The following is a 23664-nucleotide window of genomic DNA, read 5'->3' on the forward strand; positions in this document are numbered from 1 at the left end:
CGGACACGGCGGTCCGGGTACGTCCGTCCGGACCGCCGCGCCGCCCCGGGCGCCGGATCAGTGGTGGCCGCGCGGTGGCGCCGGTGCGGTCCGGCTCAGACCGCGCGCCACAACGACGGCGCCGACGACGGTTCCCAGCCGGGCTGGGCCGTGTGCGCCTGGATGCAGACGTAGGCCCTGCCACCGTGCGTGACGCGGTCGCCGGCGTTGTACCCGGTGCCGACGGCCCAGGTGCCGCCCGGCGGCTGGGTCGGCGGGTCGGTGGGCGAGGGCGACTGCGGCACGTTCAGGACGAAGTCGAAGACGGCCTCCTTGGCGTTGCCGACGTCCCGCACGTTCATGAGCAGCCGGGCGTCGAAGATCGGGTCGGTGTTGTTGCGCGGCTCGTTGGGGAAGTACAGCTGCGTGGTGAGGATCGGGCGGCCCGGCGCCTGCACCTTGACGTGCAGGTGGCGGGTGCGGCCCGGATAGAGGCCCGGGAAGATCGTGGTCAGCTTGAAGGCGCCGTTGGCATCGGTGAACTGGTGCCCGCGCAGCCGGAAGCCGGCGTTGTCGTACGCGCCGCGGGCGTCCGCCTGCCAGAAGTCCAGGAGCACCTGGGAGATCGGCTTGCAGGCCAGGCCGAACACGTAGCCCGACACGGTGAGCCGGGTGCCCTGCATGCCGGACTCGATGAGCGAGGAGCGCCGCGGGGAGTTGGGCTTGAAGTACGGGCCCTCCATCTGCGGCGGTGTCGGGTCGTCCCCGTCGTCACAGGACGGGGTGACCTCGAGGGCCTGGCCGGTGCCCGCGCTCGTGCGGGCCAGGGCGGGTACGCCCATCATCGCCACCGGCACCGTGACACCCGCGGCGAGGGCGGCCCTGAGCACCGTCTTGCGGCTCGGTCCGCGGTGCGCCGCGGGGGCGGCCGGGTCCATGGACTCGTCGGCCGGACCGGCGGGCTCGGTGCCGTGTCCGTTGACGTTCGTTTCGCCGTCCATCGCTCCTCCTGGGGGCGGGGGGTGGGGATCGGCTAAGAAGCTATGCGGCGGGCCCGGGGGGAGCGATGGACGCAATGCGGTGGTCGTGGTGAATATCGCCACCGCCGCGGCGGAAGTCGCCGGGGGTGGCACCGGTCTCGCGCCGGAAGAAGCGGCAGAAGTACGCGGGGTCGTTGAACCCCGCCCTGTCCGCGACCTGACGCACCGTCAACTCCGTGCGGACGAGCAGTCGTTTGGCCTCGTTCACGCGGGCCTCGCGGAGCAGCTCGCCGGGGGTGCGGCCCATCGCGGACTTCACCGCCTCGTTCAGATAGCTCACCGAGACCCCGAGGTGTCCTGCGCACTCGCGCACCGACCACGACAGCGTCCCCGGCGCGTTCACCAGGGCCACGAACCGGGTCGCCATCGACGCGGGGCGGGCCGCGGATCCGGGGTCCTGCGCGGGCTGCCGCAGCGAACGGCCCGGCGCGGGCAGGCGCGCGGCGCGGACCACCAGGATGTGGAGCAGCGCCCGCAGGACGCCGCCGAAGCCCTCGGCCCCCGTGCGGTACTCGTGGTCCATCTCGGCCACGAGCCGCGCCGCCCAGGCCGCGTCCCGGTCCGGCAGTTCGAGCCAGGGCCTGCGGCCGAGCCGGCGCAACAGGGCCTGGTCGCTGGGGTGTTCGATCAGGAAGTCGTCCGTGAACACCACGACGCGACCCTCGAGACCCCTGACCCCGTCCCAGTAGTGCACCTGCCCGGGCGCGATGAAGCCCAGGTGGGGCGGGCGCAGGGTGAAGCGGTCCATGTCGACGACGTGGCTGCCGGTGCCGCCCGTGACGTACACGATCTCGTGGAAGGTGTGCCGGTGCGGGAAGGACGCCCGGGACATCGGGCCGATGGTGTCGAAGGTGCCGACGGCGAAGGGCAACGTGTTGGGCATGGGCACCTCAAGTCGGTGGATCGGCAGCCCACCCAGGCCCACTTCGCTGCCGTTCCCAGAACTCGTACCGGGCAAGACCGTCGTCCCGCGCATGCGTAGGCTCCCCTCGCCGACCTCGCTCACGGCGCGCCGCCGATCGGGCGGACACCGTCACCGATTGTCAGGTCCAGACCATTTGATGGCTCAACGATGACATGGAAGCGGAAGGGCACCTATGGGTTCTTTGGCCAAGTTCGGCGGCGAGCGGGGCCGCCCGAGGGGTGGCGGGCGCAGCGCGGTTCGTCCTGTCGACAGGATCTCGCCGTTTGGCATATGCGAAGGACACGTACCGGGAGTTCATGATCGAAAGGCCCGGCGGCGCCGCGCCGGTCCGTGACGCCGGGCGGCGGAGGAGGAGCGCCCGACGGCCAGGAGCCGCCGACCCGCGTGCGCGGTCGGCGGCTCCCGAGGGGTCGTGCGAGTGCGGCGTCGGGACAGGGACCGGTCGGCTCGGATCTCTCCCGTGCTTCTCGTTCGTCACGGCTGTCGTCGCCGCACTCGCACTCCGCTCATTCGGCATGAGCGGTCACACTGTTCATACCTCCACTTCGAGGCACACCAGCCGCTTGTCCTTCCGCGCCGTGAGCGCGGCGTCCCACATGGGCTTGACGAAGGGTGGAATGAGCGACGCGTCGATCCGCTCCGGGGACGCGAAGCGGTACTCCCCCGCGCCGTCCTCCCGCATCGTGATCGCCTGTCGCTGTTCCGCGCTGATCTCCCCGGCATCGAAGATGTAGTAGACACGCGGCATCCAGCCGTCGGAGTCGACCCAGGCGACCACGAGCAGGTCCCCCATCTCGACGTCCAGACCGAGTTCCGCGCGAATCTCCCGGGCGCAGGCGGCGCTCGGGTCCTCTCCCGCCTCGACATGCCCCCCGGGCAGATTCCAGTAGGCCGTGTACATCGGGTTCACCATCAGTACATCGCCGTGCTCATCGGCGATGATGGCCCCGGCCGAGGCGGCGAGGGACGTAGCAGTAGCATCCATGGCATCTTCCTGAATTAGCCCCGTCTTGAGGTGAGCACGGCTCATCAGGATCGGGCGGCTGGGCGAGCGGGGTCCCCACCCCCGCCCAGTGGGAACGAGGACGGGCGTCGCTCGCTCCCGGCAGCGGGACTCCGACCACTGCCTTTCCATGGGCCGCACCACCAAGGAGCGCGTGGTGCCGAGAAATGTCGCCACCTGACCTTCGCTCCTCCCCGCCCCACCCCGGCCCGGTCGCACGGCCGCGATGGTCCTGGCATCACCTGACGAAACGCTCGTTCCATTCGCAGGGGCCGACCAATCCCCCGGGACGCCGCAGCAGTTGGGCGGGCGAGCCCATCTCTGCTGTGGCGCGGCAGCCTCACCGTCCGGGGTATGAGCAGGACCGATGACCGCATGCCGAGTGTCCCCCGCCCCCACGCGGGAACCCGTCAGCAGGTCATACGGACGAATGGAACATCCGGGCAGGTTAACGTTCCGCCGTCAGAGTCGACCTGCCCCCCGGCTCTGGCGTGAGACAGATCCTGATGCACTATCACAGGCGGTGTCAACGATTGAGAACGACGCATGTCATGGGCATAGGGTGCGAATGAACCCACGAACGGCCCGAATCGGTGTCCTTCATGCACCACAACGCGCGTAGCGCACCTCTCTCACGGACGCTCGCGCCCTGCCTCCGAGGCCCCTCCTGAATGCTTTCCCTGGATCACCTTGACCAGCTCGTCGAGCGCCGGGAGCAGGTCCCGCAGGGTGTCGATCTGCGCCCCGTCGGCGGTGCCGCGCAAGGCGACCGAGCACGCGCCCAGCTCCTGGAGCACCGCCCGCGTCGCCAGCTTCGGCAGGTCCTCGTTGACCATCCGGCGCAGATACGCGATCAGTGCCGCGCCCTCGGTGCGCGAGCAGAAGCCCTCCGGAACCCGGAAGAAGACCTCGAGCCGGGCCGCGTGGTCGTGGTTGGCGCCCCGCTCCCCGTTGAGCAGGTTCGACACGTGCTGCGCGGAGATGCCCGTCGCGCGCGAGATCTCCCTGAGCCCGTACGGCTCCCTGCCCGCGAAGGTCTCCTTGAGCCGGGTCCGTTGCAGGAAGCGCAGCCGCTCCTTGAACAGGGCCTTGCGGAAGAGTTCACGTGCGTTCTTCTCCCGCGGTTCCTCCTCCGGGGGTTCACCGGCGAGCAGACCGCGCACGCGTTCGGGTTCGATGCCGGTCGTGTGGGAGATGAGGCCGACGTCGAGCAGGCGGGCGCGCGAGGTGCCGAGCCGGGCGGCGTAGGCGTCGACGTCGTCGAGGAGACGGGCGATCTCGTGTCCGGGCGCCGGTTGGTGGTCGGCTGGGTTCACCTGAAGATCTCCATGGGCCACGGAACTCGTTGGGCGCCCGTAGGGTATCCGCAAGGACCGTCCCCGGCCAGCGTCGTCCTCAATCGTTGACACGAACCCGTCCGTACACTGTTCGGATTCCGGTCGGGTCGCGGCCGGAACGCGGGCCCGGTCGTGGCCGAGAATGACGCTCCGTCAGGACACCGGGCCAAGCCGCGGCGCGCACCCGTCCGTTGGACGACGGCGCGCGCCGGGTTCCGCCGGGTAACACCGCCGGATCGTTACTTTCCCTGCCTCATACTGTCCCCGCGCAGGTCAGCAGGCGCCCGCCGCGCCACGTCGGGCAACGGGGAGCGTGCACGACCTATGAGGGACATCGACGCATGGGCGCGGGTTCCGTGTCCCGTCGGTCGCTGCGGGGGTGCCGGTTCCTTCGGGCGCCCGCTCACCGCTTCCCGACCGCCGCGTCGAGGAGCGGCCCGAGCTCCTGTGACACCGCCGTCAGGGCGCGTACGTCGCGCTCGGCGCGGGCGACGAGCAGGGCGCCCTCCACCGCGCTGATCATCAGGGTCGCGAGCGCGTCCGCGCGGGCGGACGGCACGCCCATGGCCGTGAGCGCCCGGGCCACCGCGGTGGTCCAGGCGGTGAACGCCGCGGCGGCGGCCGTCCGGGTGGTCTCGCTGGTGTCCGCGCAGTCCACGACCGCCGCCGCCACCGGGCAGCCGGAGCCGGCGCCCCGCACCGCGAGGTCGTCCGTCCACTGCCGCACCATCGCGGCGAACAGAGCACTCGGCGTCGGCTCGGGCAGCCCCGCGACGAACCGTGCGACGCGCCGCGCCGCGTACCGGCCCGCCCACTCCACGGCCTCGGTGACCAACTCCTCCTTGCCGCCGGGGAAGTAGTGCTGGAGCGAGCCGCGCGGCGCCCGCGCGTGCGCGACGACGTCCCGCATGCCGGTGGCGCCGACCCCGCTCCCGCGGATCAACTGGGCCGCGCTGAACACCATCCGCTCCCGCGGTCCACGCCCCGACTCCTCGCCTGCCGCCACGTCGTGGCCTCCCTCCGCCGCGGCACGCCCCGTACGCACCCGTGCCGACTCCTGTGCCGTACGCCGTCACCGACGCTACTATGACAGCGGTCATAATCGCGGAGTTGACGGCCCGGTGGAACGGTCGCAACACCCGGCACGGGGGTGCGAGATGGACGTGGGTTTCCTGGGTCTCGGTGTCATGGGGCAGCCGATGGCGCTTTGTCTGGCGCGCTCGGGCGCGGAGTTGACGGTCTGGAACCGCACCGCCGCCAGGTGCGATCCGCTGCGCGCGGCGGGGGCGCGGCAGGCTTCCAGCGTCGACGAGCTCTTCGCGAAGGCCCCCGTCGTCATCCTGATGCTGGCCGACGGCGCCGCGATCGACGCGGCACTCGGCCGGGGCACGCCCGCGTTCGCGGCCCGTGTCTCGGGGTGCACGGTGGTCCCCATGGGGACGACGTCGCCCGACTACTCCCGGGGCCTTCGAGCCGACGTCCGGGCGGCGGGCGGGCGGTACGTGGAGGCGCCGGTGTCGGGGTCGCGGGTGCCCGCCGAGGCGGGGCGCCTGGTGGGGATGCTGGCGGGCGAGCCGGACGACGTGGCCCGGGTGCGGCCCCTGGTGGGCGCCATGTGCCGGGAGACGTTCCTGTGCGGCGAGGTGCCGGGGGCGCTCCTGATGAAGCTGGCGGTGAACCTGTTCCTGATCACCACGGTCACCGGCCTCGCGGAGTCCTTCCACTTCGCCGAGCGGCAGGGCCTGGACACGAAGCTGTTCCTCGACGTGCTCGGCGCAGGCTCGATGGCGAGCGACGTCTCCCGCATGAAGGCGCCCAAGCTGCTGTCCGGCGACTTCGGCGTCCAGGCCGCGGTGCTCGACGTCCTCATGAACAACCGCCTCGTCGCGGACGCGGCGCGGGCGTCCGGCGTGGCCTCGCCGCTCCTCGACGTGTGCCACGCGCTGTTCGCCGACACCGTGCGCCTCGGCCACGGCGACCAGGACATGGTGGCGGTCCTGCGGGCCGTCGAGGCCCGCACCGAGGCACTCGGCACGGTGCCGCCGGGGCCCGGCACGTGATCCGGCGCAGGCCGGGCGCCCCGCGGCCCGGTCACCCGAAGGCGGCCGGGCCGCGGGGCGCCCGGCCGGTCAGACCCCGGCGCGCTCGGGGGTCTCGGACTCCGCGACCTTCTCGAGCACCGGCGTACGCGGACCGTGCGCCGCCTTGAGGCCGAGCAGCGAGACCGCGGCGACGAGGACGAACGCCGCGCCCGCGATGCCGAAGCTCAGGGTGAACTGGCTCTCCTCGGGCAGCGCGGGCATGCCCGCGGGAAGCCGGATGGTCTTCGAGGCGAGGAGCGAGGTGATCACCGCGCTGGCGATGGCGCTGCCGACGGAGCGGGAGATGGAGTTGATGCCGTTGGCGATGCCGGTCTGGTGCGCCGGGACGCCGGCGACGATGAGGGCCGGCATGGCGGCGTACCCGAAGCTGATCGCGAGGCCGACGACCATGCCCGCACCGATCACCGAGGCACTGGTGTCGTGCGCCAGGGTCAGCCAGGCGAAGCCGAGCACACCGAAGCAGGCTCCGGCGGCCAGCGTGCCGCGCGCCCCGATCCGGCGGACCAGGACACCGCCGAACTGGGCGCCCACCAGCGAGACGAGCGTGGTCGGCAGCAGATACACGACCGACGCGTCGAGCACGGAGGCGCCGAAGCCGTACCCGGCCAGGGCCTCGGGCATCTGCACCAGGTAGGAGACACCGATGAACTGGGCGAACATCGCGAAGCCGAGCAGCAGACCGGCCACGTTGGTGAAGAGCACGGGGCGGTGCGTGAACATCTCCATGTCCACCATCGGCTCGCGGACCCGCCGCTCGGTGAGGACCCACACCCCGGCCATGACGACCGCGGCGGCGAAGCTGCCGAGCGTGCGCCCGGAGGTCCAGCCCCACTCGTGGCCCTGCGAGATCGGCAGGAGCAGCAGGACAAGGAGCAGCGCGAGGGTGAGCGCGCCGAGCCAGTCGGTCCGCCCGCCGGTCTTCGTACGCGAGGCGGGGACGACGAGGAGGACACCGGCGAGGGCGACAACGGCGAGGACCACAGCGAGCCAGAAGACCCGGTGGTAGTCCGGGTCCGAGCCCTGGGTGAGGAGCCCCGCGCCGACCAGGGCGAGGCCGCTGCCGAACGCCAGCGTGCCGCTGACCAGGGCCATGGCGCCGTGCAGCTTCTCCGGCCTGACCTCCTCGCGCAGCACGGAGAGCGCGAGGGGGAAGATCGCGGTCGCCGCGCCCTGGAGCACGCGGCCGACGATGAGCCAGGTCAGCGAGGTCGTGGTGGCGGCGAGCACGGAGCCCGCGATCATCACGAGCAGCACCCCGACGAGGGTCGGCTTCTTGCCGTGCTGGTCGCCGAAGCGGCCGAGCAGCGGCGTGAAGACCGCGGCGGACAGCAGTGTCGCCGTGGTCACCCAGCTGACGTTGGCGGTGGTGGCGTCCAGTTCGCTCTGGATGATCCCGAGGATCGGGACGACCAGCGTCTGCATCATCGAGACGACCATGGCGGCGAGCCCGAGCACCAGGACGACCGAGGTCGAACCCGAGGCCCGCGTGGACGCCGTGTGCTGTGCGTGAGACACGGAGAACTCTTTCCCAACTACTTAAGAACCTAGAAGCTTGAAGACTTCAAGTAATATCTTACGGTAGGGGTCGATATTTGAGATGGTCAAGTTTCAGGGCGTAAGGTCGATCACATGACAGGACCCGCAGCCGTCGACACGGGCCGGCTCATGGAGCAGCTCTCGATGGCGCTCGGCGCCTACTACGGCGATTTCACCGCCGCGGCGGGCCGCGAGCACCTCACGGCGAGCCAGGCCAAGACGCTGACCGTGCTGCGGCGCGGGCCCGCGGCGATGCGCGTCCTGGCCGAGACCCTCGCCTGCGACGCCTCGAACATGACGGGCATCATCGACCGCCTGGAGAAGCGCGCCCTGGTCCGCCGCGAGCCGAGCCCCGGCGACCGCCGCGTCAAGAACGTCGTCATCACCCCGGACGGCGAGCGGGCCATCGACACCATCCGCGCGGGCATGCACACCACCCTCGCGGGCCTGGCCACACTCGACGACGGGGACCGGGCGATCCTGCACGCCCTCCTCGACCGCGTCTTCGCGGCACGGCCCGCGTCGGACTGACGGGCCGCGGCCGCGTCAGTCCGGCCGCCCGTGCGACTGGGACGCTGTGTCGGCTGAGCCCGATGGGCAGACGCCGCGGCACCGGAACCGGTGGGCGCCGCGGCCCGGCCGTTCGTCGCGGGCGCCCCCGGCAGCGATGCGGCCGTCGGCGACCGCGGGGGACATCCGGACCCCGTGCGCTTGCCCCGCCGACGAGCGGTCACGATTGCGCGGGGGTGCCGTAGGTGGACCGGACGGACCCCGATCCCCGCGACGCGTCGGTGCCGGGCGAACGCGTATAACAGGGGCATGAGCGATCACTCCCCCGGAGCCCTCCGGCGTCTGCTGCGCACGCTGGACCACACCGCGTTCGACAAGGTCGCGACCCGGTCGTGGCCGGGCGCCGAACCGGTGCTGCCCCGGCTGAGCCGGAGCGCCAACCACGGGCTGCTCTGGTTCGGCATCGCCGCGGGCATGTGGGCGGTCGGCGGCACCCGGGAGCGGCGGGCCGCCGTGCGCGGCGCGGCCTCACTGGCGCTGGCCTCGGCGACCGTCAACACCCTCGGCAAGCGGGCGGTGCGCCGCTCGCGTCCGGCTCTGGACACGGTGCCGGTGATACGGCATCTGACGCGGCAGCCGGTGACCAGTTCCTTCCCGTCCGGGCACGCCGCGTCCGCCGCGGCGTTCACGGTGGGCGCCGCCCTGGAGTCGCGCCGCTGGGGCGCCGCGATCGCGCCCGTCGCTGCGTCGGTCGCCTTCTCCCGCGTCTATACGGGAGTGCACTATCCGAGCGACGTCCTGGTCGGCGCGAGTCTCGGCGCGGGTGCCGCCTTCGCCGTACGCGGTCTCGTCCCCTCGCGGTCCCAGCTGCCGCCCCCGGCCCGGCCGCGGGTCGACGCCCCGGCCCTGCCCGAGGGCGAGGGCCTGTACGTGGTCGTCAACCCTTCCTCGGGAGTGCAGCCGCAACTGGCCGATCCCGTACGACAGTTGAAGATCGCCCTGCCCCGCGCGGAAGTGATCATCTACGAGCCGGACGCGGGACCGCTGCCCGAGGTGATCGCGGAGGCGGCGCGCGACGCGGCGCGCTGCGGCGGCGTCCTCGGCATCTGCGGCGGCGACGGCACCGTGAACGCGGCGGTGGCGCCCGCCCTGGAGTACGACGTGCCGCTGATGGTGCTGCCCGGCGGCACCTTCAACCACTTCGCCGCCGACCTCGGCACGGAGACCATCACCGAGGCCTGCGCGGCCGTCGCGCGCGGCACCGCCGTCCGCGTGGACGTCGGCCGCATCTCCTCAGTCGCCACGCACCGCTCCCCCGCACAGGCGGACGCGGTCGCCGGCTACTTCCTCAACACCTTCAGCCTCGGCTCCTACCCCGAGCTCGTCCGGATGCGGGAGCACTGGTCGCCACGGATCGGCGGCCCCGCCGCCACGGTGCTGTCCGTCGCGCGGATCCTGCGTACGAACGAGCCCCTGCGCGCCGTCGTGAACGGCCGGCGCCGCGCGATGTGGCTGCTGTTCGCGGGCAACGGCGCCTACCGCAACGTGGGCATCGCACCCGTGCGCAGGCACGACCTCGCCGACGGCCTGCTCGACATCCGGATCGCCCACGGCGGCCGCTTCGCCCGCACCCGCCTGCTCGCCACCGCGCTGGCCGGTGGGCTCGCGCGGACCCGCCTGTACGCCTCGGCGCACTCCCGGCGCCTCGTCGTGACGGGGCTGCCCGAGGGGACGCAGATGGCGTACGACGGGGAGGTGCGGGAGGCGCCCGCGGCGCTGCGCGTCGACAAGCTGCTGGAGGCGCTGACGGTGTACCGGCCCCTGGAGGAGCGGCCTACGCTGGACCACCACTGAGCAGGTCGCCGAGGACCGCCACCCCCTCCCGGACCGCTGTGGGCGTGCTCGCCGCGTAGCCGAGCACGAGGCCGGGCCGGCCGGGCCGCTGGGTGTGCCAGGACAGCGGCTGGACCTTGACGCCGCGCTCCAGGGCCGCAGCGGCCAGGGCGGTGTCGTCGTGGCCCTGCGGGAGGGTCACCATCAGGTGCAGGCCCGCGGCGGCTCCGTGGACGACCGCTTGCGGCATCGAGTCCGCGATGGCCGCGATCATGGCGTCGCGCCGGACGCGGTGGCGTTTGCGCAGGAACCGCAGCTGGCGTTCGAGGGCACCGGACTCCATGAGCTGGGCCAGGACCAGTTGGGGCAGCGCCGCGTTGCCGAGGTCGGCGAAGCGCTTGGCGTCGACCAGTGCGTCGTGGTAGCGGCGGGGGGCGAGCAGCCAGCCCACCCGCAGCGCCGGGGCGAGCAGCTTGGACACGCTGCCCGCGTAGGCGACGTGCTCGGTGAGAGTGGCGCGCAGCGCGGGCACCGGCGGCCGGTCGTAGCGGTGCTCGGCGTCGTAGTCGTCCTCGATGATCAGTCCGCCGTCCCGGGCCCAGTCGGCCAGTTCACGGCGTCGGCCGCCGTCCAGGACCACGCCCGTCGGGAACTGGTGGGCGGGGGTGAGCAGCGCGACACGGGCACCGGTGGCGCGCAGCGCGTCGACGCGGACGCCCCGCTCGTCGACGGGCACGGGCGGGAACTGGAGACCGGAGTTGCGCAGATGCTGCCGGATGCCGAGGGAACTGGGGTCCTCCAGGGCGACGCGGGTGACTCCCTCGTCCCTGAGCACCAGGGCGAGCAGTCCGAGGGCCTGTGCGGTGCCCGCGACGACGAGGACCTCGTCGGGGTCGGCGGCGATCCCGCGGTTCAGGGCGAGCCAGCGCGCGACGGCGCGGCGCAGTGCCGGGGTGCCGCGCGGGTCCCCGTACCCGAAGTCCGCGGGCACGAGTCCGGCGAGCACCGTCCGCTCGGCGCGCAGCCAGGCCGTACGGGGGAACGAGGCGAGGTCCGGGAGGCCCGGCGAGAGGTCGATGCGGGCGGGGGCGGCCCGCAGCGCGTCGAAGACGCCCGTGCCGGGCGGCACCGCGAAGAGCGTCCCCGCTCCCGGTGGGCCGGGAGGCCGCAGCACGCCCGACGCTCCCGCCACCCCGGCACCGGCGTCCGGGGCGGCGGGGGCAGCGGGCGCGGCGGGAGGGAGCGGGGTGCCCGGGGGGCCGGGTGCGTGCGGGGTGTGCGGGGAGCGGGGGGCGTGCGAGGTGCCCGGGAGGCCGGGCGCGTGCGGGGTGCGTGGGGAGCCGGGCGCGTGCGGGGTGCGTGGGGAGCCGGGTGCGTGCGGCGCGTCCGGGGCTTCCGACGGTCGGGCGAGGGGTGCCGACAGGACGATCGTTCCCGCCCTGCCGTGCCCGGCGAGGTGGCCGTCCTCCGTGAGGCGTCGGTAGGCCTCCGTCACCACACCGCGGGAGACGCCGAGTTCCGCCGCCAGGACGCGCGTCGCCGGCAGTCTGCTCCCGGCGGGCAGCAGCCCCTCGGCGACCGCGCGCCGGATCTCCCGCGCCAGCCAGTCCGACAGGCCGCCCCGGGGGGCCTCCGCGGGGTTCAGCTGGAGGAAGTCGGACGCGGCCACGGCACGGCCCCGGCGCGTTATGGACCAGTCGGAAGATGATCCATTGGACCTGTTCACGGATCCATTGTGACGCCAGAGTCAAGGCATGGAGTTCCTGCTCACCTCATTCGTGCTCTCCGTGACACCGGGCACCGGAGTGCTGTTCACCGTGGCCGCCGGCCTCTCGCGGGGCACCCGCGCCGGTGTGGTGGCGGCCGTCGGCTGCACCCTCGGCATCGTTCCGCACACGCTGGCCGCGATCACCGGGCTCGCCGCCCTCCTGCACACCAGCGCCCTCGCGTTCCAGACGCTCAAGTACCTGGGCGTCGCCTACCTCCTCCTCATGGCGTGGAAGACGCTGCGCGACACGAGCGCCCTGGCCGCCGAGCAGGACGGTTCGCCCCGCTCCGCCCGTGACGTGATCCTCTCCGCCGTTCTGATCAACCTCCTCAATCCGAAACTGACGCTGTTCTTCCTCGCGTTCCTCCCCCAGTTCGTCGACGACAGCGAGCCCTACGGCTTCCTGCGCATGGCCGAACTCAGCGCGTACTTCATGCTGGTGTCCCTGGTCGTGTTCGTCCTGTACGGGATGTTCGCCGCGGCCGTGCGCGACCACGTCATCGGCCGGCCCCGGGTCATGGCCTGGATGCGGCGCGTCTTCGCGGGCGCCTTCGCCGTGCTCGGCGTCAGACTCGCCCTCCTCTGACGCCGGTTCCGGCCCGCACCCGCGCCCCCTACCGCCGACCGCCTCCTCTCCGGTCCTCTTTGGTCCTCCCGGTCCTCACGGATCCCCCGCTGTTCCCCTCGCCGCTCCCTCACTGATCGGAAACGCCGTGCACTTCCAGCATGCGAACGACCTCTGGCAGGTCTTCCCCCAACTGGTCCCCGGAGTGATCTCCGCCCGGGGCATCACCTGTGACGCGTCGGTCGACAGGCCCGTGGCCGAGTTCGGTGCCACGGCCGCCGAACGCCTCGCCGGGACACCGGAGAGCGCCCTGCCCGAAGTCCAGGCCTGGCGGCGCGCGTTCACCACCATGGGCCTGAAGCCGACGCAGTACCGCTGCGCGTCGGAGTCCCTCCTGCGCCGCTTCCGCAAGGAAGGCTCCCTGCCCCGCATCCACCCCCTGATCGACCTGTGCAACGCCGCGTCCCTCGCGTACGGCATCCCGGTCGGCGTCTTCGACGTCTCCCGCATCGACGGAAACCTCCAGGTCCGGTACGCCGACGGGGACGAGGCCTACGAGACGTTCTCCGGCGAGGTGGAGCGGCCCGCGCCGCGGGAGGTCGTCTTCGCCGACGACCACCGCAGGGCCCACGCCCGGCGCTGGACCAACCGCCAGAGCGGCCACTCGGCCGTCCGCGACACCACGTCGGACGTCCTCGTCGTCGTGGAGGGCCTGCACGAGACCGCCCCGGCGGATGTGCCGAAGCTGATCGGGGCGCTCGCGGAGGAGCTGCGCGCCGTCTGGGGGGTCGACCCCGTGTCGGCGGTCCTCTCCGCGGCGGCGCCGCGCTTCACGTTCACGCGGTGACTCCACGTGCCGCCTCGACGCGCCACCGGACTCGGGGCTCCTCCGGCCAGTCGCCCGTCGCACGGGCGGTTGCCGCGGCTGCGGTCGCAGTCACGGTTGCGGTGAGCAGGGTGCGGCGGGTCGGTGCGGGGGCCCGGTCGCGGGCGGCGGGTCGGTGGGTATGGGGGGACGCGGTCACGGGCGGGCGGCTCGGTGGGTGCCGGGGGTCGCGGGCGGGCGGCTCGGAGGGTGCGGGGAGCGGTAATTCGGTTGCCCGGGCCGGTGTCCGGGCAACACGCTCTGGCCATGCGCTCCCACACCGTTCCCGCCACGCCGCCGTCCGCCACGCCGCCGTCCGCCACCGCCCTCCGTCCGGCGCAGGACGGGCAGCAGTGCGGCCGCCCACGGAGGCCCGTGCTTCCCCGCCGGTGACCGGGCATCTGGTCGCGGGGCTCCTCGCCGGGTACGGCATCGCCGTACCGGTGGGCGCGGTCGCGGCCCATCTGGTGGCGATCACCGCCCGCACCTCGCTGCGGACCGGCGTGTCGGCGGCGCTCGGGGTCGCGACGGCCGACGGTCTGTACGCCCTGGTCGCCACGGCCGCGGGCACGGCGGCCGCGGCCGCCGTCACGCCGCTCGTCGGACCGCTGCGCTATGCCTCCGCAGGTGTCCTCACCGCGCTGGCGGTGCGATCGGCCACGCAGGCCCTCACCCGGCACCGCGGGACGGCGACGACACCCCGAGCCCCGCGCCGCAGTCCGGTCGCGAAACCCCTCCCCCGGCACCGCGTGCCGGGCACGGCGACCGGCCCCGGAGCGGGCGCGTCGCCGGACGCACCGTCCCCCGCCCGCGCCTACACCAGCCTCCTCGGCATCACGCTGCTCAACCCCGCCACCGTCATCTACTTCGCCGCGCCGGTCGTGGGCAACAGGACCGACGTGCAGCCCGGCCTGCTCGGGCAGGCGGTGTTCACCCTGGCCGCCTTCGCCGCGTCCGCCAGCTGGCAACTGCTGCTCGCCGGGGGCGGGGCCCTCCTCGGACACGCCCTCACCGGCCGCCGCGGACAGCTGTGCACGGCCCTGGCGTCCAGCGGCCTCATCGTGGGCCTCGCCGTCCACATGGTGGCGTCGGCGCCCTGAGACGGCGGCTCCGCCGGACCGGCCTGCCACCGGAGCTGCACGTCTGAGGTCCCGGTGGCGGTGCGTCGGAACGCCTGCGGCTCCGTCAGTGCGCGTGCGGCTCGCTGCGGTGCCTCGGGCCGTGGCCGCCCGCGCAGTGGGATGCCGCGGCGCCCGGGCCCGGGTGCGCGGTGGCCGCGGTCGGGTGGGGCGCGTGGTCCTCGTGGTCGATCTGGAGGGTGGTGTGCGTGAGGCCGTACGTCTCGGCGAGGAGGTGGTCGAGGGCGCGGCGTACGGCGTGGCAGTCGCCGCCGGGGTGGACCATGACATGGGCGGACAGGGCGGGTTCGCCGGAGGTGATGGTCCAGATGTGCAGGTCGTGGACCTCCGCGACGTCGGGCGACGCGGCGAGGCGGACGCCTATGGCATCGGGGTCCAGGCCCGCGGGCGCGGCTTCGAGCAGGATGCGGCCCGAGTCGCGGAGCAGCCCGCAGCCCGCCTTGACCATCAGGGCGACGACGAAGAGCGTGGCGATGGTGTCGGCGCGGGCGAAGCCCGTGGTCATGACGACGACACCGGCCACGGCGGTGCCGATGAACGCGTACAGGTCGTTGAGGATGTGCTGGTAGGCCCCCTCCACGTTCAGCGAGGACCGGTTGGCCTTGGACAGGCACCAGGTCGCCCCGAGGTTGACGGCTACGCCGGTGAGCGCGGTGGCCAGGACCATCCAGCCGGTGACCTCCGGCGGGTGCAAGAGCCGCACCACGGCCTCGTAGCCGAGCCAGGCCGCCGCCAGCAGCAGGGTGAGCCCGTTGGCCTGCGCGGACAGTATCTCGACCCGCTTGAGCCCGAAGGTGTACGTGCCCTTGGCGGGCCGTTGGGCCAGTCGCATCGCGATGAGAGCCAGAATGATGGAGAAAGCGTCCGTGAGCATATGGACGGCGTCGGAGAGCAACGCGAGTGACCCGGCCGCGAAGGCAATCACGGTCTCCACCGAAATGAAAACGCCAATCAATACGAGCGCCAGTGAAAGCCAGCGCCGGTCGGCGTCGGCGGACACACCATGGCTGTGTCCGCCGTGGCCGCCTGCCTGGTGGCCATGGTCATGGTGCGGGTGAGCGTGCCCGACGTGCCCCACAGGAATTCCCCCCAGAAATAGCGGCATCGACGCGCGGCAGTCAAGCGCACTTGTGCCGCCGTCCGCAAAGGCTGCATCGGTGACCGTTTTCAATTCCGGAAATGAAGCCCACCGGGACCGCGTCGAAACGGTGGGAATCGACACACGGGAGAAGGGCCGGTTATTGACGTTTGGGAGCGCCGCCGGCGATGGGGTCGGGGTACGGGCATCGTGCCTAGTTGACCAGTTGCGTGAATTGGTCAGATGACCACTGGCCGATGAGGGCAGGTGGCACGACCCGACCGGGCCGTCAGCCCGCCACGCAAACGTGAACAACCCTCAACTCCGCTGCATGCGCGCCCAGTTGGCCGTACACGTGTCCGGATCCTGTGGCTACACTTCGCTTGACCAGCCGGGCGGCGACGCCGCGACGCGGCGGGTCGAGGCGGCGACGCGAACGAGAGGACGGCATGGAGACCGACGCACCGGGGACCGTGCTCAAGCGGGAGCGGGTGCGCGACTACGTCCTGGAACTGATCGAGTCGCGCCGGGCCGGGGACGGCATCCCGTCCGAGCGCGCCCTGTGCGCCCTCCTCGGCGTGTCCCGGCCGACGCTGCGGGCCGCGGTCGACGAACTCGTCGCGGCGGGCCTGCTCGTACGCCAGCACGGCCGCGGCATGTTCGTCGCCCCCGCGAAGATCACCCAGGAACTCGTCTCCGAGCGGGCCACGCTGACGGTCCCCCAGGCCGCGGGCGCCTGGTCGAGCAGGCTCCTGGAGTTCACCACGGTGGCCGCGGGGGCCCGCGTGGGCCGCAGACTGGGGATGTCGCCGTCCGGGCTCATCGTGTACGTGGCGCGGCTGCGGCTCGTCGACGGCACCCCGATGGCCGTCGAGCACCTGCACCTGCGGGCCGACCTCGTGCCGGGCCTGACCGCGGGCGAACTGGAGACCGGCGACCTGTACGCGCATCTGCGCGAGCGGCACGGCGTGCGGGTGCACGAGGCGACGCAGACGATCGAGCCGACCGTCGTCACCCGCTCCGAGGCCCGGCACCTGGACGTGCCCGACCTGTCCCCCGCCCTGCTCTTCGAACGCCTCACCACGGACACCGCGGGCCGCCCCGTGGAATACGTCCACTCCCTGTACCGCGGCGACCGCTACCGCATCGTCTCCCGCCTCACCCTCGGCCCCGCGGCCGCCCCCGACCCCGCGCCCGACCCCTCGGCGGCCCACCATCCCGGCATCCCGCCCGGCGACTTCACCTGCGGCGACCCCGTGACCGCGGCCACCCTGGGCGGCGACGTACAGGACACACCGGACCCCCAGGAGCCGTGAACCGGGGCCGCGTCCACTGGCTCGTCGTCTCGCGGGGCGGCGCGGCGCGGGGGCCGGCCGGGCGTTGCTGGACGAGGCGACGCGGCTGTTCGTCCGGACCCCCGGCAGCGTCGAGGTGGTCACCTTCGGGGCCGACCACCCGGGCGCCGTGGCGAGCGGTGCCCGGGTCTTCTACGAGAACCTCGGGTTCGGCCCCGCCGAGGCCGCGCCGCCCGGTCCGGAGGGCGGCTCACGGCAGGTCTACCGCCGCTTCCTCGGCTGAGCCCGGCCCGCGGTGGGCACGGACCGGCGCGGCGGGCCGTGCGCGTCACATGGGCGGGGGCGCGGGGGCCGGGCCCAGGGTCGTGGTGCCGGGCGCCGCGCGGTGGCCGAGGCCCGTGCGGTAGGCGTCCATGGCGGCCTCCACCCGGCCCGTGCGGCGCAGCAGATCGCCCAGGAGGCGGCACAGGTCCGCCACGTCGCCCGCCGCACTGGAGCGTTCCAGGAGGGACAGGGCGGCGCAGTAGTGCTCCTCGGCGCTGTCGGTGTCGCCGCGTTCCTCGGCGATGAGGCCGAGCAGCCGGTGGGCGCCGCCCGCGTGCACCGCGCCGCGCTCGGCGCCAAGGGCCCCGGTGGCCTCGCCGGAGGTGAGCAGGGGCCGCAGGAGCGCCTCCGCCTCCTCGGCCCTGCCGCGCCGCCGCAGCACGTCGGCCAGTTCGACCTCCACCTGCTCGGTGAAGAGCGCGGCGCGCTTGGAGGCGAGCATGTCGCGGGCCGTGCGCAGCTCGCTCTCGGCGCGCTCCAGATCCCCGTCCTGGGCGCTGACGTAGCCGCGCATCCAGTGGCAGTGGGCCAGTTCGGTGCGGATGTGCAGCTGCCGGTACAGCTCCTGTGCCTTGGCGAGGGAGGCGTCGGCCTCCGCGGTGCGGCCCTCGGCGATCAGGGTGCGGGCGACCCCGCGGTGCATGTGGGCGACGAGGGCGGGATCGCTGACCCTCGGCGCGAGGGCGAGCGCGAGTTCGGCGGCGTGGGCGGCACGTGCGTGCGCTCCCATGTCCATGTACGGGGCGATGGACGCCGTGTACAGGAGCAGCAGGGCGTCGGGGTCGTGCAGGCCCGCGGCGTTCAGCTCGTCGAGGGTGGACTCCAGGAGGTAGCAGGAGTACCGCAGTTCCCCGGTGAGCAGGTGGGCGGTGGCGCGGCCGCGGACGGCGGGGACGCGCCGGGGCAGGGGCTGGTCGGCGAGGAGGCCCTCGACGGCGGCGAAGCAGTCACGGGCGTCGGTGAGTTCGCCGGACTCGAGCAGGCAGTCACCGAGTCCTTGCAGGGCCGCGGCCTGTTCGTCGGTGAGGCCGTGCGCCACGGCCTCCTCGTGCAGGGCGCGGAAGAGCGCGGCGGCGTCCTCGGGGGCGCCGGTGGCGAGGGCCCTGCGTGCGTCGGTCAGACGCAGGCGCAGTTCCGTGGCCAGGCGGGCGGGGCGGCCCGTGACCAGTTCCTCGTGGTCGACGCCGAGCCGTCCCGCGAGGTGGCGCAGCGCCGCCTCGGAGGGCCGTACCTTGCCGGACTCGAGCGTGGACACGTACGCGGCCGTGTAGGCGGGCTCGGCCAGCTGCCGTTGGGTGAGTCCCCTTTCGGTACGCAGCCGCAGCACGCGACGGCCGATCTCGACGGGGTCCACGGCACCGTCGGGACGCGCACCCCCGGGACGCGCACCCGCGGGATTGTTCTCCGCCACCTCTCCCCTTCCCTGGGTCGGACCCCGAGCTAAGTCGATGTCGACGGTGCTGCATAGATGCCGGGGGGGAAATCCCACGCCCGCGGCCCCGCACGACGACCAGGAGAGGGCGTGCGGGCGCTCGGGTGCGCCGTGCGCGTGAGCGTGCGCCCTGGCGTGAACTCAGCTGTCCCACCGGCACCTTGCGCCTCACCATTGCCTCGTACCCCCGGAAGCCCCTACGTTGAGCGACGCCTTAAGCAGGCTTAACTCGCCATTTACACGGCGGCTTCCGGAAGGACCCCCACCATGCGCAGACGCAAGTCCGGCATAGCCAGACGTACCCCGCTGAAGGTCGCCGCGGCCGCGGGAATCGCCCTGTCGGCGACGCTCGCCGCCACGGCGGGCGCCACCGCGGAGCCCGGCCCCACCCGGTCCGAGGGCCGGGGCACCCAGCACGTCGAGTACTTCACGGGCCCCGGCGGCCACCCCGGGCACACCGAGGTGCCGGCGCCCGAGCCGCTCTCCGGCCGGGAGCGCAGGGCCGTCGCCGACGACGGGACCGTCGTCCCGATCGTGCGGAACGGCCCCACGGGATCCAAGGCGGACGTCGTCTTCATCGGTGACGGCTACACCGCGGCGCAGCAGGAGGACTTCCACGCCGACGTGCGGAAGAAGTGGGCGGAGGTCGCCGCCGTCGAGCCGTACGCCTCGTACAAGAACCTCTTCAACGTCTGGGCGGTGGACGCGCACTCGCGCCAGTCGGGCGTCTCGGGCGATCCGACGAGCAACGTCCGCAAGGACACCGCGCTCGGCTCGGCCTTCCACTGCGACGGGATCGAGCGGCTGCTGTGCGTCGACACCAACAAGGTGGAGGCGTACGCGAAGAAGGCCGCCGACCCCGACCTGGTGATCGTCCTGTCGAACTCCGCGAAGTACGGCGGCGCGGGCTACAACGACATCACCTCGCCTTCCGGCTACGACGGCATCGCCACCGCCTCCTCCGACCACGCGCAGTCCTCGCAGGTCGTCGTGCACGAGACGGGGCACTCGCTCGGCAAGCTGGCGGACGAGTACTGGTACGACGAGTACGGCACGTACACCGGCGCCGAGCCGTGGGAGTCCAACACCAGCAAGCTCACCGCCGCGCAGCTGACGGCGCAGAAGAAGAAGTGGTACCGCTGGATCGGCCAGGCCTCGCCCGACGGCGGCACCGTCGGCACCTACGAGGGCGGCGGCTACCACCCGCGCGGCCTGTACCGGCCCACGGACAACTCGATCATGCGCACGCTCGGCCGCGAGTTCAACTCGCCGGGGCGGGAGGCCATGATCGCGGGCTTCCACCGGCACGCGTCCGTGGTCTCCGCCCGCACGCCCACGGACACCGCGGTGCGCCGGGGGCAGCGGGTGAAGGTGCGGGCGGCCGACGGCGTGCGGCTGCGCTGGTCGGTGGACGGGCGGTCCGTGAAGGCGGGCGCCGACGCGCGGTCCGTCACCCCGCGCGCCCTCGGTGTACCGGCGGACGGTCGCCCGCACAAGGTCACGGTGCGGGCCACCGATCCGACGCGCGCGGTGCGTGACCCGGAGCTCAGGAAGCTGCTCAAGGGGTCGCTGACCTGGCGGGTCGCGCGCTGACACGGACATCGGGACCGCGGCGGCGCCCCCGCCCCGCCCGGGATGGGGGCGCCGCCGCGTCGGCGTCGTCGAACACCGGGCGCCAGACGTCAGACGACCGCGCCCGTCCCCCGCCGCCGCGCCTCCAGCGGACTGGCGGGCGCCCCGCGGCCGTGCTCCCCGGCGGGGCGGCTCGGCGGTGCGGGGCTGCGGTGCTCCAGGAGGACCGCGACGGGTACCGCGACCGACACCGTCGAGAGCACGCCGAGGACGACGCCCGCGATGAGCGCCACCGAGAAGTCCGCGAGCGAGTCACCGCCGAGCACGGCCAGCGCGGCGAGCACGAACAGGGCGCCCGTGCCCGTGTTCACGGTGCGTGGCAGTGTCCGTACGACGGCCTTCTCGGCGGTGGCCGCGAGCGCGGTCCCCGGATCGCGGCGGCGTGCCTCACGGATGCGGTCGAAGACGACGACCGTGTCGTTGACCGAGTAGCCGACCACGGTGAGGACGGCGGCGAGGAAGACGCTGTCGACCGTCTTGCCGAGCCACGCGAACAGGCCCACCACCAGGAGCACGTCGTGCACCAGGGCGACGACGGCGGCACCGGCGAAGGTCCAGCGGAACCGGACGGTCAGATACAGCAGTTGGGCGGCCACGGCGATGCCGAGGGCGATGAGCGCCTTGTGGCGCAGTTCGTCCCCGAGGCTCGGACCGATCTGCTCGTCGCGTTCGACCGTGACCCGGCCGCCGCCGTGCTCCGCGAGCGCCTCCTTGATCTGCTGCTGTTCCGCGTCGCTGAGTTCGCCGGTGCGTACGCTGATGTCGCCCGCGCCCGCCTCCTGCACCACCGCGCGCGGGAAGCCGGCGTCGGCGACGGCCTTGCGCGCGGTGTCGGCGTCCACCTTCTCGCTGGTGGAGTACTCGACGAGACGCCCGCCGGTGAACTCCACTCCCAGGTCGAGCCCGCGGCCCACGATGCCCGCGACGGCCACCGCGACCAGGAGCGCGCTCGCGCCGAGCCAGCGCCGCCGGTGCCGCACGACGCGGGGTCCGCGGCGCGCCAGCAGGGCACGGACCCGGCCGGTGGTGGCGAGTCCGGTCAGGCGGGGGCGGCGGCGCACGGAGCCGCGGCGCACCGCGGTCTCGGCGAGCACGCGCGAGACGACGAACGCCGAGACCATCGACACCAGGACGCCGATGGACAGGGTCACTCCGAAGCCCTTCACGGGGCCGGTCGCGAAGGTGAAGAGCAGTCCCGCGGCGAGCAGCGTGGTGACGTTGGAGTCGAGCACGGCGCTCCAGGCCTTGGCGAAGCCGGTGTGCAGGGACTTGGGAAGGCTCCCGGTGCCGCGCGCGCCGAGGTACTCCTCCCTGGCGCGTTCGAAGACCAGCACGTTGGCGTCGACCGCCATGCCGATCGCGAGGACGAACCCGGCCAGTCCCGGCAGCGTCAGCGTGGCGCCGATCGCCACCAGGACCGCGTACGACATGAGCCCGTACAGCGCGAGCGCGACGGTGGCGAGGGCACCGAGGAGGCGGTAGACGACGGTGATGAACAGCGCGGTCAGGGCCAGGCCGATGAGGGCCGCCTGGGTGCTCGCGGCGATGGCGTCGGCGCCGAGCGTCGGGCCGACGGTGCGCTGTTCGTCGACGTCGACGGGCACGGGCAGGGCCCCGCCCTTGACGAGCGCGGCCAGGTCGCGGGCCTCGTCCTCGTCGAAGCCGCCGGTGATCTGCGTGGTGCCGCCCGTGATGCCGGTCCCGCATGCCACGTCGGCGTTCACCCCGGGCGCCGAGACGACCTTGCCGTCGAGCACGATGGCGACCCGTCGCTCGGGTGAACCCTGCGGCGCGCACGCCGCCTTGCCGGTGACGTCGGCCCAGTCGCCGGCCGCCCCGTCGCGGAAGTCGAGCGTCACGTACCAGCCGTTCAGGGACTGCTGGTCGAGGACCGCGTCGGCGTTCTTGACGCCGTCGCCGGTGAGCACGGCCGGCCCGAGCACCAGGTGCCCGCCGGGGCGGTCGGGGTCGGGCAGGGTGCGGGAGCCGTCGGCCGCGGGCCGTGCCGGGCCCTTGCGGTCGGTCTCGCCCCGCACCGGGTGCACCGTGAGCTGCGCGGTGCGGCCGATCACCTCGGAGGCTTCCCTGGGGTCCCGCACCCCGGGGAGCTCCACGATGATCCTGCGGTCACCGGCCTGCGCGAGGCTCGGTTCGGACACGCCGAGGGCGTCGACGCGCTGCCGCAGGACCTCCACGGCCCTGCGGGTGGCGTCGGCGTCGGCGTCGACGGTGGGTGAGTCCTTGGTCTCCAGAACGATCTGGGTGCCGCCCCGCAGGTCGAGGCCCAGGCGGGGCGACTGGGTGAGGGCGATGTACAGCGAGGCGGCGACGGCGACGAGCGCGACGAGCGCCCGCCACAGAGGTGCGCGGGGCATGGGGGTTCTCCACATCCACGAGTTCCACGAATGCACGGTGTGCTCGGCATGCACGGGCATGCACGGCATTCACGGCATCGACGAAGAAGGCATGACGAAGGCGGACGGCGCGCGAGGGTCGGTGGCGGCGTCCGGTGAGGCGGTGTCAGCTCCGTCGGGACGGGGGGCCGCGCGGCTCGGGAGCGGCGTCCGCGAACCGTGTGGACGGCGTGGTGAGGTGGAGTCGGGCGTCGGGGCCGCCGAGACAGCCGTGCGGCACGTGGTGCGCGCCGGTGCCCGCGGTGCCGGGGCCCGGAGGGTGCGGGATCTGGAGGGGCAGCGGGTGCGCGGCGGTGACGTGGACCGCGCGGTGGCCGTCCTTGCCGTACGAGGTGTGCGGCCCGTGGGCCGTCGGCCGCTGCCCGCCGAGGGCCCCCTTGGCGGCGGCGGTGCCGTGCCGGTCGGCTGCCGCGGCCGCCCAGGTGTGGGCTGCCGCGGAGCCGGCGGTGGCCGCGGTCGCCGCGCGGGAGGGCACGGCGAACGCGAGGACGGCGACGACGGCGGAGAGCAGGGACGCGGCCAGGCGTGCCGACCGGGTGCGGTGCTGCACGCGGGGCCTCCTGGTCGGGTCGGGTACGCCGTCCCCATGGGAGGGTGCCGGTGGGCGCCGGTGCGCCAACCGCTCCAACGTGCGGGGGAATCGAAGAGGTTCCCCCCGTCCCTGGAGATTTCTGCCGCCCGGGGATCTCCTGCCCTCCGGGGGGCCCAGTGGCCGAGGGTTCCCAGTGGCCCGGGGATTCCTACCGCCCGAGGGTTCCCAGTGGCCCAGGAGTTCGTACCCGCCCGGCGATCCCAGTGGCCCGAGGATCCCAGTGGCCCGGGGATTCCTGTCCCCCGGGGGCTCCAGTGACCCGGGGACCCCAATGACCCGGGGACCCCAGTGGCCC

General features: G+C 73.4%; 19 protein-coding genes and 1 pseudogene. 9 read left to right on the forward strand and 11 right to left on the reverse strand.

From position 1 onward, the window contains the following. Nucleotides 1-95: 95 nt before the first annotated feature. The 5 genes from ACH4DX_RS20840 to ACH4DX_RS20860 all read right to left on the reverse strand — a co-directional run bounded on the left by ACH4DX_RS20840 (nt 96) and on the right by ACH4DX_RS20860 (nt 5248). Entirely contained in the window at nt 96-980 is an 885-nt protein-coding gene (locus ACH4DX_RS20840) for a carbohydrate-binding protein (protein ID WP_398123309.1), read from the reverse strand. Between the two features lie 40 nt (nt 981-1020). Next, nucleotides 1021-1995 carry an AraC family transcriptional regulator gene (locus tag ACH4DX_RS20845; RefSeq protein WP_398123308.1) on the reverse strand — a complete coding sequence of 325 codons (975 nt, stop codon included), beginning with the start codon at nt 1993-1995 and terminating at the stop codon, nt 1021-1023. 481 nt (nt 1996-2476) lie between these two features. Further along, nucleotides 2477-2929, reverse strand: coding sequence for an NUDIX domain-containing protein (locus ACH4DX_RS20850; RefSeq protein WP_398156190.1), 453 nt, complete (start codon nt 2927-2929; stop codon nt 2477-2479). Between the two features lie 650 nt (nt 2930-3579). Then, a complete protein-coding gene (locus tag ACH4DX_RS20855; RefSeq protein WP_398123306.1) occupies nt 3580-4263 on the reverse strand; it encodes a transcriptional regulator in 684 nt (227 codons plus the stop codon). Nucleotides 4264-4687: 424 nt separating this feature from the next. After that, on the reverse strand, nt 4688-5248 hold the full coding sequence (locus ACH4DX_RS20860) for a TetR/AcrR family transcriptional regulator (RefSeq protein WP_398156237.1): 561 nt from the start codon (nt 5246-5248) through the stop codon (nt 4688-4690). Between the two features lie 193 nt (nt 5249-5441). Between ACH4DX_RS20860 and ACH4DX_RS20865 the strand changes: the two genes are divergently transcribed. After that, nucleotides 5442-6344, forward strand: coding sequence for an NAD(P)-dependent oxidoreductase (locus tag ACH4DX_RS20865; RefSeq protein ID WP_398156191.1), 903 nt, complete (start codon nt 5442-5444; stop codon nt 6342-6344). A gap of 69 nt (nt 6345-6413) precedes the next feature. On the opposite strand, the gene ACH4DX_RS20870 is transcribed toward ACH4DX_RS20865, so the two are convergent. Then, on the reverse strand, nt 6414-7901 hold the full coding sequence (locus tag ACH4DX_RS20870; RefSeq protein WP_398156192.1) for an MFS transporter: 1488 nt from the start codon (nt 7899-7901) through the stop codon (nt 6414-6416). A 114-nt stretch (nt 7902-8015) separates the two neighbouring features. Between ACH4DX_RS20870 and ACH4DX_RS20875 the strand changes: the two genes are divergently transcribed. Both ACH4DX_RS20875 and ACH4DX_RS20880 read left to right on the forward strand, forming a co-directional pair. Further along, nucleotides 8016-8453 (forward strand): MarR family winged helix-turn-helix transcriptional regulator, encoded by a 438-nt coding sequence (locus ACH4DX_RS20875; protein ID WP_398156193.1) that lies wholly within the window; start codon nt 8016-8018, stop codon nt 8451-8453. Nucleotides 8454-8741: 288 nt separating this feature from the next. After that, nucleotides 8742-10286 carry a bifunctional phosphatase PAP2/diacylglycerol kinase family protein gene (locus ACH4DX_RS20880; protein WP_398156194.1) on the forward strand — a complete coding sequence of 515 codons (1545 nt, stop codon included), beginning with the start codon at nt 8742-8744 and terminating at the stop codon, nt 10284-10286. Here ACH4DX_RS20880 and ACH4DX_RS20885 read toward each other — a convergent pair. Beyond that, nucleotides 10267-11991, reverse strand: a complete 1725-nt coding sequence (locus ACH4DX_RS20885) for an aminotransferase class I/II-fold pyridoxal phosphate-dependent enzyme (protein ID WP_398156195.1) — start codon at nt 11989-11991, stop codon at nt 10267-10269. The genes ACH4DX_RS20880 and ACH4DX_RS20885 overlap by 20 nt on opposite strands. Nucleotides 11992-12019: 28 nt before the next feature. Between ACH4DX_RS20885 and ACH4DX_RS20890 the strand changes: the two genes are divergently transcribed. The 3 genes from ACH4DX_RS20890 (at nt 12020) to ACH4DX_RS20900 (ending at nt 14563) form a co-directional block, all read left to right on the forward strand. Next, nucleotides 12020-12619 carry a LysE family translocator gene (locus ACH4DX_RS20890; protein WP_398123300.1) on the forward strand — a complete coding sequence of 200 codons (600 nt, stop codon included), beginning with the start codon at nt 12020-12022 and terminating at the stop codon, nt 12617-12619. A gap of 127 nt (nt 12620-12746) precedes the next feature. Next, nucleotides 12747-13445, forward strand: a complete 699-nt coding sequence (locus ACH4DX_RS20895) for a B3/4 domain-containing protein (RefSeq protein ID WP_398123299.1) — start codon at nt 12747-12749, stop codon at nt 13443-13445. 407 nt (nt 13446-13852) lie between these two features. Continuing rightward, the gene (locus ACH4DX_RS20900; RefSeq protein WP_398156238.1) at nt 13853-14563 is read left to right on the forward strand and encodes a LysE family transporter; all 711 of its coding nucleotides are present in this window, start codon (nt 13853-13855) and stop codon (nt 14561-14563) included. A gap of 85 nt (nt 14564-14648) precedes the next feature. Here ACH4DX_RS20900 and ACH4DX_RS20905 read toward each other — a convergent pair whose 3' ends face one another. Continuing rightward, a complete protein-coding gene (locus tag ACH4DX_RS20905) occupies nt 14649-15707 on the reverse strand; it encodes a cation diffusion facilitator family transporter (RefSeq protein ID WP_398156196.1) in 1059 nt (352 codons plus the stop codon). Between the two features lie 422 nt (nt 15708-16129). Here ACH4DX_RS20905 and ACH4DX_RS20910 point away from each other — a divergent pair, with 422 nt between their 5' ends. Then, nucleotides 16130-16996, forward strand: a complete 867-nt coding sequence (locus ACH4DX_RS20910; protein ID WP_398156197.1) for a GntR family transcriptional regulator — start codon at nt 16130-16132, stop codon at nt 16994-16996. A gap of 11 nt (nt 16997-17007) precedes the next feature. Beyond that, nucleotides 17008-17258 (forward strand): annotated as a pseudogene (locus tag ACH4DX_RS20915) (N-acetyltransferase); the annotation flags it as partial. Between the two features lie 45 nt (nt 17259-17303). On the opposite strand, the gene ACH4DX_RS20920 reads toward ACH4DX_RS20915, so the two are convergent. Further along, nucleotides 17304-18653: a helix-turn-helix domain-containing protein gene (locus ACH4DX_RS20920; protein WP_398156239.1), complete on the reverse strand. Its 1350-nt coding sequence runs from the start codon at nt 18651-18653 to the stop codon at nt 17304-17306. A 345-nt stretch (nt 18654-18998) separates the two neighbouring features. Here ACH4DX_RS20920 and ACH4DX_RS20925 point away from each other — a divergent pair, with 345 nt between their 5' ends. Continuing rightward, a complete protein-coding gene (locus ACH4DX_RS20925; protein WP_398156198.1) occupies nt 18999-20324 on the forward strand; it encodes a M64 family metallopeptidase in 1326 nt (441 codons plus the stop codon). Between the two features lie 89 nt (nt 20325-20413). On the opposite strand, the gene secD is transcribed toward ACH4DX_RS20925, so the two are convergent. Both secD and ACH4DX_RS20935 read right to left on the reverse strand, forming a co-directional pair. Further along, nucleotides 20414-22738, reverse strand: coding sequence for a protein translocase subunit SecD (secD, locus tag ACH4DX_RS20930; RefSeq protein WP_398156199.1), 2325 nt, complete (start codon nt 22736-22738; stop codon nt 20414-20416). Nucleotides 22739-22883: 145 nt separating this feature from the next. Continuing rightward, nucleotides 22884-23327: a hypothetical protein gene (locus ACH4DX_RS20935; protein WP_398156200.1), complete on the reverse strand. Its 444-nt coding sequence runs from the start codon at nt 23325-23327 to the stop codon at nt 22884-22886. Nucleotides 23328-23664: the final 337 nt, after the last annotated feature.

The sequence above is a fragment of the Streptomyces sp. NPDC017940 genome (assembly GCF_044328435.1).
Classification (GTDB): Bacteria; Actinomycetota; Actinomycetes; order Streptomycetales; family Streptomycetaceae; genus Streptomyces.